This window comes from Streptomyces diacarni, from assembly GCF_003323715.1.
GTDB classification, from domain to species: domain Bacteria; phylum Actinomycetota; class Actinomycetes; order Streptomycetales; family Streptomycetaceae; genus Streptomyces; species Streptomyces diacarni.
Genome location: NZ_QOIN01000040.1, coordinates 103,693 through 118,711 on the forward strand (window position 1 = coordinate 103,693; position 15,019 = coordinate 118,711).

Below are 15,019 nucleotides of genomic sequence, written 5' to 3' on the forward strand. Positions count from 1 at the left end.
CTCCGGTACGCCCCGCCGCGGTTACCGCCGACCTCGACCGGGGGTGGAGGTGCCGCTAGCCTCCGAAGGAGAGCCCCCGCACGGACGGGCGCGAGCGAGGCGAGGAGCAGGGCGAGCGATGGGCTGGACAGCGCGGAACATCCCCGACCAGAGCGGCCGCACCGCGGTGGTGACCGGCGCCAACAGCGGGCTGGGTTTCGTCACGGCCAGGGAGCTGGCACGGCGCGGCGCGCGCGTCGTCCTCGCCTGCCGCGACGAGGAGCGCGGACGCCTGGCCCGCGACCGGCTCGTGCGGGAGCTGCCGGAGGCGGGGCCGCGCGCCGAGCTGCGCCTGCTCGACCTGGGCGACCTGGCCTCGGTGAGCGCGTTCGCCAAGGAGCTGCCGGACGAGCGGGTGGACCTGCTGGTCAACAACGCGGGGGTCATGGCGCTGCCGTACGGCCGTACGGCGGACGGCTTCGAGAGGCAGTTCGGCGTCAACCACCTGGGGCACTTCGCCCTCACCGGGCTGCTGCTGGACAGGCTCCTGGCCTCTTCCGCCCCCCGGGTGGTCACCGTCTCCAGCGTTATGCACCTGCTGGGCAACATCGACATCACCGACCTGAACAGCGAGCGCTCCTACCGGCGCTGGATCGCCTACGGGCGGTCCAAGACAGCCAACCTGCTCTTCACCCACGAGCTGGCCGGGCGGCTGGCCGACACGCCGCTGATCGCCGCGGCGGCGCACCCCGGCTACGCGGCGACGAACCTGCAGAGCGCGAGCCCGCGCATGGAGGGCAGGAGGGCGGCCGAGCGCGTCATGCAGTGGGGCAACCGGGTGGTCGCGCAGTCCGCCGAGGCAGGCGCGCTGCCGGCGTTGTACGCCGCGACGGCGCCCAGCGTGGGCGCCGACTCCTTCACCGGGCCCCGGCTGGCGAGCTGGCGGGGCGCGCCCGCCCCCTCGCTGCGGGCACCCTGGACGCTGAACGACGCGGCGGCCCAGCGCCTGTGGGCGGCCTCGGAGGAGCTGACGGGGGTCGCGTACGGGGTGCCCTCGTGATCCGCGTACTGGTCGTCGACGACGACTTCATGGTGGCTCGCCTGCACAGCACGCTGGTGTCGAGGGTGCCGGGCTTCGAGGTGAGCGGGGTGGCGCACAGCGGCGCGCAGGCGCAATCCCTGGTCCGGGAGCTGGCCCCCGACCTGGTGCTGCTCGATCTGTACCTGCCGGATGTCAGCGGTCTCGAGGTGCTGCGGCGGCTGCGGGGTGACGGCGCGCCCGGCGGCGGCCCCGACGTGCTCGTGATCACGGCGGCGCGGGACGCGGCCAGTGTGCGGGCCGCGCGGCACGGGGGTGCGGTGCAGTACGTCGTCAAGCCGTTCGAGGGGCGGCTGCTGGTCGAGCGTCTCGAACGGTACGCGCGCGACCGGCGGGAGTTCGAGGAGCTGGCCTCGCCCGGGCAGGACGAACTGGACCGGGTCTTCACGGGCGCCGGTACGGGCGCGCCGCAGCGCACGCCCGCTCCCGTGCGTCCGCCCACACCCGCGCCCGGGGCCGTGGGCGCGGGTGTGCCCTCCCCGCAGGGTGAGGTCCCGGCGGGTGGGGCGCTCGCCACCCGCCGGGGCCCGCTTCCCAAGGGACTGACCGAGCAGACGTCAGCGCTGGTACGTGCGACGCTCGACGCGAGCTGCGCCCAGGCGGGCCTCTCAGCCTCCGAGTGCGCCCGGCACAGCGGCCTGTCCCGGGTGAGCGCGCGCCGCTACCTGGAGCACTTCGTGGCCACCGGCACCGCGCGGGTCACCCTCAGATACGGCACGACGGGCCGCCCGGAGCGCCGCTACCACCCGGTCTGACCGTCCGGCCGGCACGGGACCTGGTGGCTAGGGCCTCTCGTCTGCTCCCAGCAGTTCCAGGCCGGGGCCCAGGCCCAGGGAGGCGACGCCGCGCTGGAAGGTGTCGTAGTCGGGTCCGCTGTCGTCCGCGTGCCACATGCGCCGGGCCAGGACACCGAGTGTCTTGTCGACCAGGCCGTACACGTCCCTCTCGGTGTAGTCCTCGTGCACGAGGTCGTTCCAGACGGCGAACATCGCGCCCCGCAGCGCCGGATCGAGAGGTGTCACGCTCTGCCCGTCGGGGAAGACGTGCGGGGCCCACTGCTCGTACAGGTACCGCCCGTCGAGGCCCTGCCCGTGGTAGTAGTCCGCGAACGGCACGATGTAGAGGGTCGCGTCGTTGATGTTGACGAACTCGAAGCCGTCCTTCTTGAGGGCCTGCGGCCCGTACCAGCCGTTGTTCCAGCTGTAGACGCGCACATCGCGGTCGTATCCCTCGGCGGTACCGCCGAGCCGGCTGAGGCTGCCCCAGGCCGCGGGCCGCTTGCCGAGCTGTTTCAGGTGGGCCGCCATGGCGTCGAAGTAGGCGTGGTAGTGCTCGACGGGGCCGCCGTACTCGTCCGCGCCGAAGTGCACGACGGGGCTGCGGAACCACGGGGTGAAGTGGCTGAAGAGGTCCTTCATGTAGGCCGTGGCCGCCGGGTTGCCCAGATCGAGGTGGTCGGAGTTGCCGCCGTCCAGGCCGATGTCGGGGCGGTGGGAGACGAAGGCGCGGGAGTGCGCGGGGGCGTCGAACTCGGGGGTGAGCCGCACGGCGCACTGTTCGGCGAGGTCTTCGAAGGAGTCCCAGGTGGCGCGGTCGTAGGAGCCGTCGCGGGCGGTCAGGCCCGCCCACCTGGGCGCGTCGCTCGCGAGGCGGAACGCGGACTGTGCGTTGCTCCAGTCGCCGCCGGGCGGCTGGATCTCGTTGTCGTTGAGGTGGATCTGGAAGTCGTTGAACTTGAACCAGCCGAGCAGCCGTATGACATCGCGGAGGAAGGCCGGCGTGAAGTAGCGGCGCCCCACGTCCAGCATGAAGCCGCGGCGCGGGTAGTCGGGCCAGTCGACGGCCTCGCCCGCGGGGACGGTGCGGGCGCCGGATCCGGTGAGGATCTGCAGCAGGCTGCGGGTCGCGTGGTACACGCCGGCGTAGGCGGGGGCTTCGAGGCGCAGGTGGTCGCGGGTGGCGGTGAGGCGGTAGCCCTCGGCACGGTAGCGCTCGCCCGCGGGCGGGTGGTGCGCGGAGTCGTCGAGGACGAGGCGGATCTCGCCGTGCCGCGGGCGGCGGCCGTGGTCGCTGACCGGGGTGCGGGTGCGCACACCGGTGGTCTCCTCCAACTCGTCGCGCACGGTGCGTGCGAGCCGCAGCAGCCTGCGGTCGCCGCCCTCGGCCACGACGCGGGCGGCGGGGGTGAGGCGGAACTCGCCCGCTCCCGCCTGCCATGCGCGCAGGGCCGGTACGACGAAGGGGGCTTCGCCCGCGGCCGCCTGGCGCGGGGCCGCGGTGGCGCGGGACGCGAAGGGTCCTGCCAGCCCTCCCGCGGCCACGGCTGTGACGCCCGCCGCTGTCACCGTCCGACGTGTCGGTCGGAGAATCTCGTCTTCTGTCATCGCAGCTCCCTTGAGAGAACACGAACGAACATCGGACACCATGCGGTCAGTGGTGTATACCACTCGCGTCGTATGCGGCAATACCCTCCGCACACCGTTGCGTTGACGTCGGCGTCAACGCATAGCGTGCACAGCACCGCACACACAGAGCGTGCACAGCACCGCGCACGACAGCGGAAACGGCGACGGACAACGGAGGGACGCGGGCCTGATGCGCATCGGGGAGCTGGCCAAACGCGCGGGCACCACCACCAGGACACTGCGCTACTACGAGGCACGGGGCCTGTTGCGGGTGGCCCGCGACGCCCACGGGCACCGCACGTTCGGCGAGAACGACCTCGCGGTGCTGCGGCAGATCAGGACGCTGCGGGACCACGGCTTCGAGCTGGAGGAGACCCGGCCCTTCGTGGAGTGCCTGCGCGCGGGCCACCCGGCGGGCGACTCCTGTCCCGACTCGCTGGAGGTCTACCGCCGCAAACTGGCCGAACTGGACGCCTGCATCGCCGAACTGCGCCTGGTGCGGGACGAGGTCGACGCGCGGCTCGCGCGCGCCGAGGTCGAGGCGGCGGCCGGATTGCCGCAGGGCCCGCCCCCGCGCTGCGAGCTGGCACCGCCGACGCACCCACCGGCCGTGCCGCACGCAACGGTCCCGCCCCACACACCCGCTCCGCCGCACCCGCACGACGCCGAGGGAGAATGATGAGTACGAGGACCGCCCACCTGCCCGAGGTCACCGACGAGACGTTCGCCGAGGAGGTGCTCCGCTCCGAGGTTCCGGTACTGGTGGACTTCACCGCCGACTGGTGCCCGCCGTGCCGCATGGTCGCCCCGGTGCTCGCCCACATCGCCGCCGAGCGCGAGGGCACCCTGAAAGTGGTCTCCCTCGACGTGGACCGCAATCCGGCCACGCAGGCCGCCTACAGCGTCATGTCGATGCCCACCCTCGTCCTCTTCCGGGACGGCGAGCCCACCCGCTCGGTGGTCGGCGCCCATCCCGAACGCCGCCTGGTGGAGGCGCTGGGCCTGGAGGAGACGCGGTGAGACCCGCCCGTGCGGGCTCCCGCGCCCGGCTCCACTGACGCGGGTACGGCACGAAGGCCGGCCCGCGCACATGAAGGAGGCGGCACCCCCGCACGGGTGCCGCCTCCTCGGGAACCGGGCCCCTTCCGCGGTGAGGGTGGAGAGCGGAAGGGAGCCCGGGGTGGGTACTGGCCGGCGCTACGCCGAGGTCTCCGGCTGGGCCGCAGCGCGGCCCGCCTCCAGACGTGCCACCGGGATACGGAACGGCGAGCAGGAGACGTAGTCGAGGCCGACCTCGTGGAAGAAGTGCACCGACTCGGGGTCGCCGCCGTGCTCGCCGCAGACACCGAGCTTGAGGTCGGGACGGGTGGCCCGGCCCGCCTCAGCGGCGCTGCGGACCAGCGAGCCGACGCCGTCCTTGTCGATGGTCTCGAACGGGGAGACGCCGAAGATGCCCTTCTCCAGGTAGGCGGTGAAGAAGCTGGCCTCCACGTCGTCCCGGCTGAAGGCCCACACCGTCTGGGTGAGGTCGTTGGTGCCGAAGGAGAAGAAGTCGGCGCACTCGGCGATCTGGCCCGCCGTGAGCGCGGCCCGCGGCAGCTCGATCATGGTGCCGAGGGAGAGCCCGAGGTCGACGCCCCGCTCCTGCTCCACCTCGTTGATGACCTCTTCCGCCTCCTCGCGGACGAGTTCGAGCTCCTGCACGGTGCCCACCAGCGGAATCATGATCTCGGCGCGGGGGTCGCCGCCGCCGGCCTTGCGCTCGGCCGCGGCCTCGGCGATGGCGCGGATCTGCATGGTGAACAGCCCGGGGATGACCAGCCCGAGGCGGACACCGCGCAGGCCCAGCATGGGGTTCTGCTCGTGCAGCCGGTGCACGGCCTGGAGGAGCCGCAGGTCGTTCTCGTTGGCGTCCTTGCGGGACTCCGCGAGCGCGACCCGTACGGACAGCTCGGTGATGTCGGGCAGGAACTCGTGCAGCGGCGGGTCGAGCAGCCGCACCGTCACGGGCAGCCCGTCCATCGACTCGAACAGCTCGACGAAGTCGCCCTGCTGGAGGGGCAGGAGGGCGTGCAGCGCCCGCTTCCGCTCCTCCTCGGTGTCGGCCAGGATGAGCCGCTCGACCAACTCGCGCCGCTCGCCGAGGAACATGTGCTCGGTGCGGCACAGCCCGATGCCCTGGGCGCCGAACCTGCGGGCGCGTGCGGCGTCCTCGGCGTTGTCGGCGTTGGCCCGCACCCGCAGACGGCGCACCCGGTCCGCGTAGGCCATGATCCGGTGCACGGCCTTGACCAGCTCGTCGGCGTCGTCGGCGCCGGCGTGCATACGGCCCTCGAAGTACTCCACGACCGGGGAGGGCACGACCGGCACCTCACCGGCGTAGACCTTGCCGGTGGAGCCGTCGATGGAGACGACGTCGCCCTCCTCGACGACCTTCCCGCCCGGGGCCTTGAGGCAGCGCCGCTTGGTGTCGACCTCCAGTTCCTCGGCGCCGCACACGCAGGTCTTGCCCATGCCGCGGGCGACGACGGCGGCGTGCGAGGTCTTGCCGCCGCGCGAGGTGAGGATGCCCTCGGCGGCGAGCATGCCGTCGAGGTCGTCGGGGTTGGTCTCGCGGCGGATGAGGATGACCTTCTCGCCCGACCTGGACCACTTGATGGCCGTGTAGGAGTCGAAGACCGCCTTGCCGACGGCCGCGCCCGGCGAGGCGGCGATGCCCCAGCCGATCTGGTCGGCGTTCTCCACGCCCCCGCCTGCGTCGAAGCGGGGGAACATCAGCTGGGCGAGCTGGCTGCCGTTGACGCGGCGCAGCGCCTCGGCCTCGTCGATGAGCCCCTGGTCGACGAGTTGGGTGGCGATGCGGAACGCGGCCGCCGCGGTGCGCTTGCCCACCCGCGTCTGGAGCATCCACAGCTTGCCGCGCTCGATCGTGAACTCGATGTCGCACAGGTCCCTGTAGTGGTTCTCCAGGGTCTCCATGATCTGCATGAGCTGGTCGTAGGACGCCTTGTCGAGCGCTTCGAGGTCGGCGAGCGGCACGGTGTTGCGGATGCCGGCGACGACGTCCTCGCCCTGCGCGTTCTGCAGGTAGTCGCCGTAGACGCCCTGCTGGCCGCTGGCGGGGTCGCGGGTGAAGGCGACGCCGGTGCCCGAGTCGGGGCCGAGGTTGCCGAAGACCATCGAGCAGATGTTGACGGCGGTGCCCAGGTCGTGCGGGATGCGCTCCTGGCGGCGGTAGAGCCGGGCGCGGCTGCCGTTCCACGAATCGAAGACCGCGCGCACGGCCAGGTCCATCTGTTCGCGCGGGTCCTGGGGAAAGTCGCGCCCCGTCTCCTCGGAGACGATGTTCTTGAACTTGGTGACCAGTTCCTTCAGCGCCTCGGCGCTCAGGTCCACGTCGGTGGTGGCGCCGCGCGCGGTCTTGGCCTCCTCCAGCGTCTCGGCGAAGCGTTCGCCGTGGATGCCGAGCACGGTGTCCCCGAACATCTGGATGAGGCGCCGGTAGGAGTCCCAGGCGAAGCGCTCGTCGCCCGACTGGGCGGCGAGCCCGTGCACGGACTCGTCGGACAGGCCGATGTTGAGGACCGTGTCCATCATGCCGGGCATGGAGAACTTGGCACCGGAGCGCACCGAGACGAGCAGCGGGTCGTCGGCCTGGCCGAGTTTCTTCCCCATGCGCTCCTCGAGCGCGCTCAGGTGAGCGCTCACCTCGTCCCGCAGCTGGGCGGGGGCCTCGCCGGAGTCGAGGTAGGCCTTGCACGCCTCGGTGGTGATGGTGAAGCCCGGAGGGACGGGCAGGCCGAGGTTGTTCATCTCGGCGAGGTTGGCTCCCTTGCCACCGAGGAGGCCCTTGAGGTCCTTGTTGCCCTCACTGAAGTCGTAGACGTACTTGGTCTGCTGCGCGTCTACCGCGGACTTTGTGTTCTTCGCGTGAACCGGCACCGGACTCGGCTCCTCGTGGTCGGTTGCCCTGACGGCGGGGAGCGTACCCAGATCAAAGGCTTGCGAGTACGTCCAGCGGCATGTCACCCGGCTGTAACCACCCGTCTGCCGAGAGATCGAAAGTACTGACCGGTTGAGGCTGATTGGCCGCTGCATTCAGAAACCGAACGGATGATGACGCTGAGGAGCGCGGCGGGCCGCCTTGCGGACGGAACGCGACGCATGCGTACGACCTCGGAACCAAGGGTCGGTAAAACCGCCGGGTGCTCCTTGGAGACATACACCACTCATTTGAGCGCGCCACTTCCGCTCATGTGAGCGGGCCCCTTATCAAGGTGGCGCGAATCACGCGGCCATTCGAGTGAACGTCTCACCATGCGGACGGTTTCCGCGCCGCCGTACGCGGCCGCGCGCGACCCCCTCCGAACAGCACCCGGCGCCCCCGCCACGACCCCGTCGGCACCGGCGCCGACACCCTCTTCGCCTACGGCACCCTGCGCTTCCACCGGAGACTGACGGCACTTCTGCCGGATACCGACGGCACTTCTCGGCCAGGTTCCGCCGCCGCCCCCGCCACGACCTCCGGCCGGGGCGCCGCAGCGCTGCGGTACAGGCCGTATCCCGGCCTCGTCCCGTATCCCGGGTATCCCGGCCTCGTCCCGGCTCCCGGACGAACCCGCGCACGGCCCGCTGCCGGACGGGCTGACGCCGGACGGCGACGAGCGCGTGCGGGGGGCGCTTCGCGGCCCGGTGCGTACCGGGGAGGGGCGTGGTCAGCCGCCGGAGGTGTCCAGCTCGGCGTCCGCGCCGACGTCCGTGCCGTACTCGTAGGGGTCGTTCAGCCAGCCGTCGGGCAGCACGACCTTGTTGCGGGAGTGGGTGCGGCCACGGGGCCCGTCGGCGCCCTGCGGCCACTCCTGGGACAGGTCCAGCTCGTCGAGCAGGCCGCGCAGCTCGTCCAGCGAGCCCGCGACGGCGAGCCTCCGGCGCAGCTCGGAGCCCACCGAGAAGCCCTTGGTGTACCAGGCGACGTGCTTGCGGAAGTCGATGACGCCGCGCCCCTCGTCCCCCAGCCACTCCCCCAGCAGCCGCGCGTGCCGCACCATCACCTCGGCGACCTCGCGCAGGGTGGGCCGGGCGAGCTGAGTCCCGCCCTCTCCGGTGAGCGCGGCCACCAGGTCGGCGAACAGCCACGGCCGCCCCAGACAGCCACGGCCGACGACGACACCGTCGCAGCCGGTCTGCCGCATCATCCGCACGGCGTCGTCGGCCGACCAGATGTCGCCGTTGCCCAGCACCGGGATCTCTCCAACGGTCTCCTTGAGGCGCGCGATGGCGTCCCAGTCGGCGGTGCCGCCGTAGTGCTGTGCCGCGGTGCGCCCGTGCAGGGCGATGGCCGTGATGCCCTCCTCGACGGCGATGCGGCCCGCGTCCAGGCAGGTGAGGTGGTCGTCGTCGATGCCCTTGCGCATCTTCATGGTCACCGGGAGGCCGCCCGCGTTGCCGACGGCCTCGTGCAGGATGGCGCGCAGCAGCGGCCGCTTGTACGGCAGCGCCGAGCCGCCGCCCTTGCGGGTCACCTTGGGTACCGGGCAGCCGAAGTTGAGGTCGATGTGATCGGCCAGGTCCTCGTCGGCGATCATCCGCACCGCCTTGCCGACGGTCACCGGATCCACGCCGTACAGCTGGATGGAGCGCGGCTTCTCGCTCGCGTCGAAGTGCACGAGCTGCATCGTCTTCTCGTTGCGCTCCACCAGCGCCCGCGTGGTGATCATCTCGCTGACGAACAGGCCCCGGTCCCCGGAGAACTCCCGGCACAGAGTACGGAACGGCGCGTTGGTGATCCCCGCCATCGGCGCCAGCACGACGGGCGGCCAGACGGCGTGCGGTCCGATGTGCAGCGGCTGCGCGGCGGGCTGGGACATGCGGCGGCGGTCCTTCGGGTGACGGGAGTGAACGGGGCGACTCCCCATTGTCCCCCATCCGCCGCCCCTCCCAGGGCGACGTCGGAGACCAGGACGGGGACCCGGATGAGGGCCCGGGTGAGGGGCCGGGGGTGAGGACCCGGGGTGAGAACACCGTCATCGTCCGCCGGCAGCGGAGGTGCGCCCGCGGATTCCGTCCAGGAGGTAGGTGGTGCGGCGGTCGTAGTCGTCCCGGGCAGGCCGGTTGCCGTACTTGAGGGCGAGGGCGCTGTCGACGACGAGCGCGTGGAGGTCGTCCGCCGTGAACTCCGGCCGCAGCGCACCGGAGGCGCGCGCCGCCGCGATGAACTCCTCGTTGGCCTCGCTTCCGACCCGGCAGATCTCCATGAGCTGCCGCGAGTGCGGATACGTCTGCAACAGAACGTCGTTGAAGGCGGGCCGGCGGTACTGGAGGTCGCGGATCGCGGTGAGGTAGTACGCGATCCGCTCGCCGTCGTCGTCGAGGGAGCGGGCGCGGTCGATGACGGCGAACAGCTCGCTCGCGACGATCTCTTCGATGACCGCCTCGATGAGGCCGATCCGCCCGCCGAACCGGTTGAAGATCGTGGCCTTGCTCACCCCTGCCGCCTTGGCGACCTCCTCCAGCGGCGCCGTCAGGCCCTGTCCCCGGAAGGCGCCGATCGCGGCAGCGCGGATCTGCTCGGAATTGCGCCGGGCGTCGGCCCGCAGCCGGGATCCCAAAGGCGCCGCACCGGCCATGGCCCTCACCGTCACTTTCCTGTCACCCACGTCGCAACTTGACTCGCCAGGTCAGTTTACCTACGGTCACGGGCGGAAGAGAAACTGACCCGCATGGTCAATTTATGATCCCGCCCGCCGAGCCGGGCACCACGGGCCCACCAGGACGGGCCCCGTGGGCAGTCAGGAAGGTCAAGAACATGATCGTTGTCACCGGCGCCACCGGTGGGCTGGGCGGCGCCACCGTCGAGCACCTCCTCACGCGCGTACCCGCCGGCCGGATCGCCGTCAGCGTCCGCGACACCGGCAAGGCGCGGCACCTCGCCGACCGCGGCGTGCGCGTGCGGCAGGGCTCCTACGAGGACCCGGCCGCGCTGCGTGACTCGTTCGCCGGCGCCGAGCAGGTCCTCCTGGTGTCCGGCAACGACCCGGCCGCCGACATGGTCGCCCTGCACCGCAACGCCGTCGAAGCCGCGGTCGCGGCGGGCGCCCGGCGGATCCTCTACACGAGCCAGCAGGGCGCCGTCCCCGGCAACCCGTACGCGCCGTCGGACTTCCACATCGCCACCGAGGCGATCCTCGGCGATTCCGGAGTCGCCTGGACCGCACTGCGCAACGGCGCCTACGGTCCGCTCGACCAGGTGCTCGGCCCGTGGCAGCGGACCGGCGTGATCGCTCAACCACAAGACGGCCCCGTCCCCTACACCGACCGTGACGACATCGCCGAGGCCACAGCGGAACTCCTCGCCGGCGACCGCTCCTTCGACGGCCCCGTCACCCTGACGGCGCCGACCGCCGTCACCTTCGACGACTTCGCCGAGATCGCCTCCGACCTCGCAGGACGCACCATCGAACGCGTCGTCGTGGACGACGAACAGTGGGTCGCCGACCAGCTGACGCTCGGTGTGCCGGAGCAGATCACCCGCCTCATGCTCACCTGGTACCAGGCGGCCCGCGCGGGCTACTTCGCCGAGACCGGCCCCGCGCTGGCCGAGCTCCTCGGCCGCGAGCCCCGCAGCGCCGCTGACCGGCTCGCCGCCCACGCCGCCGCCTGAGCCGAGCTTCTTCCCGTCCGCCTGACCGTCGACCCGGGCATCTGTGAGGCGACGAGGCAGTGGACGGATTGGCAAATGCCCACGCGACCGACGTCGTATACGGCCCGAAAACCCGGGGGCATCCGGCGGCACCTGACGGCAACACCCTCCGGTCCGCTGGACGCCGAACGGAACCGCCCGGGAGCCCACGACCCGCCCGGTCGCCTACCTGCCCGCGATGATCAGCTCGTGCAGGCGCTCCACGCCCTCCCGGGTGCGCTCGTCGCACGGCACGTACGTGCCCAGGCGGGCGCCCTCGGCCGGGTTCAGCCACAGTCCGTGGTACGTGAACGAAAGCATGCCGACCAGCGGGTTGGAGAAGCGTTTCGACTTGTCGACCGCGCGGGCCACCTCGTGCCGCTGCCACAGCTCGCGAAACTCCCCCGACGCGTGCTCAAGCCGCTTGAGCAGTGCCTTCCACGCCGGTTCCGCCAGGTGTTCGGCCATCCGGGAGCGGAAGCGGGCCGTCATCAGCCGGACCGTCTCCTTCCGGTCGGGCATGGCGGCGCACCACCCGGGATCGGTGAAGGCCAGCCACATGCAGTTGCGGTCCTCGGCCGGGAGCGCGTCCAGGTCGCTGAGCAGACGGCCGTAGGTGCGGTTGTAGGCCAGGATGTCGTACCGCGCGTTCTGCACACAGGCCGGAAACGGCTCCAGCTGCGCGAGCATCTGCCGGATACCGGGGGGCACCGCCGTCGTCTCGTCGGCGGGCGTCGGATCGGCCGTGCCCGCGAGGGCGAACAGGTGGGCGCGCTCGCTCGCGTCCAGCATCAGGGCCCGCGAGAGGGCATCCAGCACCTGCGCCGACACCTGGATGTCACGGGCCTGCTCCAGCCACGTGTACCAGGTCACGCCGACGGTCGACAGATGCGCCACCTCCTCCCGGCGCAGCCCGGGTGTGCGGCGGCGCGGGCCGCGGGGCAGCCCGGCCTGCTCGGGGCTGATCCGCTCGCGTCTGCTGCGCAGGAACGCGGCCAGCTCTCCCCTGCGGACGGTCTCGGCGCTCATGATGGCCATCCTGCTCCACCCGCCCAGCCTGTTGCCAGGTAGCGCCGGTACCAGGATGAGGAGCGTCTGGTACCAGGCTGACGACTCACCGAGGCTCGAGCCCATGAGCCACGATCTCGTCGACCGAGACCCCGGCGCCACCCCGGTGGAGCCCCCCGCGGCGCAGGCGGCGCCGCACCCGTCCACGCCCGCGGCCCTGCGCCCCCTCGGCCTTGCCACGCTGCTGCTGGGCGCCGCGCTACCCATGATCGATTTCTTCGTCGTCAACGTCGCGTTCCCCAGCATCCAAAGCGACCTCGACGCCTCCCCCGCCGCCCTGGAGATGGTCGTCGCCGGCTACGCCGTCGCCTACGCCGCGTTCCTCGTCCTCGGCGGACGGCTCGGCGACACCTTCGGCCGGCGCCGGCTCTTCCTGTGGGGCGTCGCCGCCTTCGGCCTCACCTCGCTCGCCTGCGGCTTCGCGCCGGGCGTCGGGTGGCTCATCGGCGCACGCGTGGCCCAGGGCGCCGCCTCCGCGCTGATGTTCCCGCAGGTCCTCGCCACGATCCACGCGACGACCTCGGGCCAGGCGCGGGCCCGCGCCGTCGGCCTGTTCGGCTCGGTCGGCGGGGTGTCGGTCGTCGCGGGGCAGGTGCTCGGCGGGGCCCTGGTCGCCGCCGACCTGGCGGGCAGCGGATGGCGGGCCGTCTTCCTGGTCAACGTGCCCGTCGTGGTGCTCGCCCTGGCCTGCGGGCTGCGTCTGGTGCCCGACAGCCGCGCGGAGGCGCCCGCGCGCGGCGACGTCACCGGGACGGTCCTGCTCGCCTGCTCACTCGCCGCCCTGCTGCTGCCGCTGACGGAGGGGCGCGCGGCCGGATGGCCCTGGTGGTCGCTCGCCCTGCTGGTCGCTGCCGGGCCCACCGCGTGCGCCTTCCTCGCCGTCGAGCGCCGCAAGGAGCGCGGGGGCGGCAGCCCGCTGCTGCCGCCCTCACTGCTCGGACAGGCGGGCGTACGCCGGGGGCTGCTGGCGGCGGTGCCCATCTTCCTGGGCTTCAGCAGCTTCATGTTCGTCAGCGCACTGGTGCTGCAACAGGGCCTGCACTACGGAGCGTTGGCCGCGGGGCTCGCCCTGGTGCCGATGGGGGTGGCGCAGTTCGCCGCGTCGGTCGCCGCACCCCGGGTGACCGAACGGCTGGGCACCGGGCGCGTGCTGGCGCTCAGCGCCGTCGTCCAGGGCACCGGGCTGGGGGCCTTGCTGCTCACCCTGTCCGCCGGGTGGCCCGAGCTGCCGCCCCTCGCCCTGGCTCCCGGCCTCGTGCTGTGCGGCGTGGGCCAGGGGCTGCAACTGCCGACCTACTACCGCCTCCTGCTCGGCGACATCCCCGCCTCGCGCGCGGGGGCGGGCAGCGGCCTGGCCGCGACGGCGCAACAGTCCGGTCTGGCGGTGGGCGTGGCCACGCTGGGCTCCCTGTTCCTGGCGCTGGTGCCGCACCTGGGAATGCGCGGGGCACTGGCCGCGGTGTTCACGGTCCAGTCCTGCGGACTGGTGGCCCTGGCGGCGATCGGACTGCGCGCAGCGCGCGGAGCGCGGTGACGCGCACAGCGCGGGGGCGAGTGGGGCAGGGGGCGCGGTGCGGGGCGGGAGGGGCTGCCCGAGCCGGCCCCGCGCGGGCGGGGCGGTCAGCCGGTGCCGTACTTGGCGACGTACTTCTCGGCGATCTCCCGCTGCTCCCGTTCCATCCACGCGGCGGCGGCCAGGACGTCCGGGAGCCGCTTGCGGTCGGTCGTCACGGCGCGGAAGAGGCCGCCGACCGTCACATGGTGGTCGGGCCGGTGGAGGACCTCCACCTCGTCGCCCGCCCGCAGGGTGCCGGGCTGGACGACGCGGAACATGGCACCGGGCGAGCCCGCCAGGGTGAAGCGGCGCAGCCAGCCCTTGGCGGTCGTCCAGCCCTGTTCGGCCACCCAGCCCGCGAACGTGCGGCACGGGATGCGGCTGCCGGTCGCCTCCAGCACGAGTTCGGGGCCGACCCGCCAGCGCTCCCCGACCAGGGTCTCGCGCAGGTCGGCGCCGGTGGTGGTGAGGTTCTCCCCGAACGCGCCGTGCGGAAGGGCGCAGCCCAACTCCTGCTGCCAGGCGTCGAGGTCCTCGCGGGCGAACGCGTAGACGGCCCTGTCGTCGCCACCGTGGTAGCGCAGGTCGCAGACGGCGTCGCCGGCCACGCCACCGGCGCCCGCGCCGGACTCCGACGGCGCGGCCACCCGGACGGGCGTGCCCACGGGGCTCTTGCCGATGCCGGTGGCGCCCGAGGGTGCGTCGGTGTACTCCACCCCGCGTGGCGGGCCGACGTTCACGCTGAGGATGTGCATCAGCGGACGGTAACCCGCGATCCTGGCACCCCGGTCACCGACCCACCATGCGAGACCCCGCGCAGGCGGTAGTGGCAGCTGTAGGCATAGCCGAAGCCCGCGCGGGCGTAGAGGGCGCGCGCGGCCGGGTTGGACCGCGCCAGCGCCCCGGCACCGGCTGGCAGCCGTCGCGCCGTCGTGGACGGCGATCCCTGCCACTGCGGTACCTCCAGCACGATCGGTTCCGGCACGGCGAGCGCTCCTTTCGGCGACGGGCGATGGGCGATGGGTGACGGGCGACGGGCGACGGCGGGCACGGGCGCGCCACCGCGCGCGTCACCGTCACGTGCTACCCGGCCGACGCGTGCCCCGTCCAGCGCACGGGCGAGGCGCGCGCAGGCCCGTCCGCCCCGGGGAGTCGCCCCGCCCCCTACCGGGGTACGGGGGCGGGATGGCTCCGTGGTGTGTCGTGAGTGACATGGACGCCGCCCTAGCGTCCCG

Annotated in this window: 13 protein-coding genes; 6 read left to right on the top strand and 7 right to left on the bottom strand. The window is 72.6% G+C overall.

Going from position 1 to position 15,019, the window contains the following annotated elements; translation table 11 throughout:
• The first annotated feature begins 118 nt into the window (after window positions 1-118).
• Window positions 119-1,039: an oxidoreductase gene (locus DTL70_RS11935; RefSeq protein ID WP_114021885.1), complete on the top strand. Its 921-nt coding sequence runs from the start codon at window positions 119-121 to the stop codon at window positions 1,037-1,039.
• Window positions 1,036-1,833, top strand: a complete 798-nt coding sequence (locus tag DTL70_RS11940; RefSeq protein WP_114021886.1) for a response regulator transcription factor — start codon at window positions 1,036-1,038, stop codon at window positions 1,831-1,833. Before DTL70_RS11935 ends, DTL70_RS11940 begins: the two co-directional genes overlap by 4 nt.
• Window positions 1,834-1,860: 27 nt before the next feature.
• On the opposite strand, the gene DTL70_RS11945 is transcribed toward DTL70_RS11940, so the two are convergent.
• Entirely contained in the window at window positions 1,861-3,462 is a 1,602-nt protein-coding gene (locus DTL70_RS11945; protein WP_114021887.1) for a glycoside hydrolase family 20 zincin-like fold domain-containing protein, read from the bottom strand.
• A 211-nt stretch (window positions 3,463-3,673) separates the two neighbouring features.
• Here DTL70_RS11945 and DTL70_RS11950 point away from each other — a divergent pair, with 211 nt between their 5' ends.
• Window positions 3,674-4,162 carry a MerR family transcriptional regulator gene (locus DTL70_RS11950; RefSeq protein WP_114021888.1) on the top strand — a complete coding sequence of 163 codons (489 nt, stop codon included), beginning with the start codon at window positions 3,674-3,676 and terminating at the stop codon, window positions 4,160-4,162.
• Entirely contained in the window at window positions 4,162-4,503 is a 342-nt protein-coding gene (gene trxA / locus DTL70_RS11955) for a thioredoxin (protein ID WP_425470349.1), read from the top strand. The genes DTL70_RS11950 and trxA overlap by 1 nt, the downstream gene beginning before the upstream one ends.
• Before the next feature lie 177 nt (window positions 4,504-4,680).
• Here the strand turns inward: trxA and ppdK are convergent, their stop codons facing one another.
• From ppdK to DTL70_RS11970, 3 genes are all read right to left on the bottom strand, one after another.
• Entirely contained in the window at window positions 4,681-7,425 is a 2,745-nt protein-coding gene (gene ppdK / locus DTL70_RS11960; protein WP_114021890.1) for a pyruvate, phosphate dikinase, read from the bottom strand.
• 773 nt (window positions 7,426-8,198) lie between these two features.
• Window positions 8,199-9,350 carry a tRNA dihydrouridine synthase DusB gene (dusB, locus tag DTL70_RS11965; protein ID WP_114021891.1) on the bottom strand — a complete coding sequence of 384 codons (1,152 nt, stop codon included), beginning with the start codon at window positions 9,348-9,350 and terminating at the stop codon, window positions 8,199-8,201.
• Between the two features lie 156 nt (window positions 9,351-9,506).
• Window positions 9,507-10,109, bottom strand: a complete 603-nt coding sequence (locus tag DTL70_RS11970; protein WP_114021892.1) for a TetR/AcrR family transcriptional regulator — start codon at window positions 10,107-10,109, stop codon at window positions 9,507-9,509.
• 179 nt (window positions 10,110-10,288) lie between these two features.
• On the opposite strand from DTL70_RS11970, the gene DTL70_RS11975 reads away from it, so the two are divergent.
• Window positions 10,289-11,143, top strand: a complete 855-nt coding sequence (locus tag DTL70_RS11975) for an NmrA family NAD(P)-binding protein (protein ID WP_114021893.1) — start codon at window positions 10,289-10,291, stop codon at window positions 11,141-11,143.
• A 204-nt stretch (window positions 11,144-11,347) separates the two neighbouring features.
• On the opposite strand, the gene DTL70_RS11980 is transcribed toward DTL70_RS11975, so the two are convergent.
• On the bottom strand, window positions 11,348-12,190 hold the full coding sequence (locus DTL70_RS11980; protein WP_245979297.1) for a helix-turn-helix transcriptional regulator: 843 nt from the start codon (window positions 12,188-12,190) through the stop codon (window positions 11,348-11,350).
• A 103-nt stretch (window positions 12,191-12,293) separates the two neighbouring features.
• Here DTL70_RS11980 and DTL70_RS11985 point away from each other — a divergent pair, with 103 nt between their 5' ends.
• Window positions 12,294-13,763: an MFS transporter gene (locus tag DTL70_RS11985; RefSeq protein ID WP_181860888.1), complete on the top strand. Its 1,470-nt coding sequence runs from the start codon at window positions 12,294-12,296 to the stop codon at window positions 13,761-13,763.
• Between the two features lie 86 nt (window positions 13,764-13,849).
• Here the strand turns inward: DTL70_RS11985 and DTL70_RS11990 are convergent, their stop codons facing one another.
• Both DTL70_RS11990 and DTL70_RS11995 read right to left on the bottom strand, forming a co-directional pair.
• Window positions 13,850-14,539: an MOSC domain-containing protein gene (locus tag DTL70_RS11990; protein ID WP_114021896.1), complete on the bottom strand. Its 690-nt coding sequence runs from the start codon at window positions 14,537-14,539 to the stop codon at window positions 13,850-13,852.
• A complete protein-coding gene (locus tag DTL70_RS11995) occupies window positions 14,539-14,769 on the bottom strand; it encodes a hypothetical protein (RefSeq protein ID WP_114021897.1) in 231 nt (76 codons plus the stop codon). The genes DTL70_RS11990 and DTL70_RS11995 overlap by 1 nt, the downstream gene beginning before the upstream one ends.
• Window positions 14,770-15,019 lie beyond the last annotated feature (250 nt).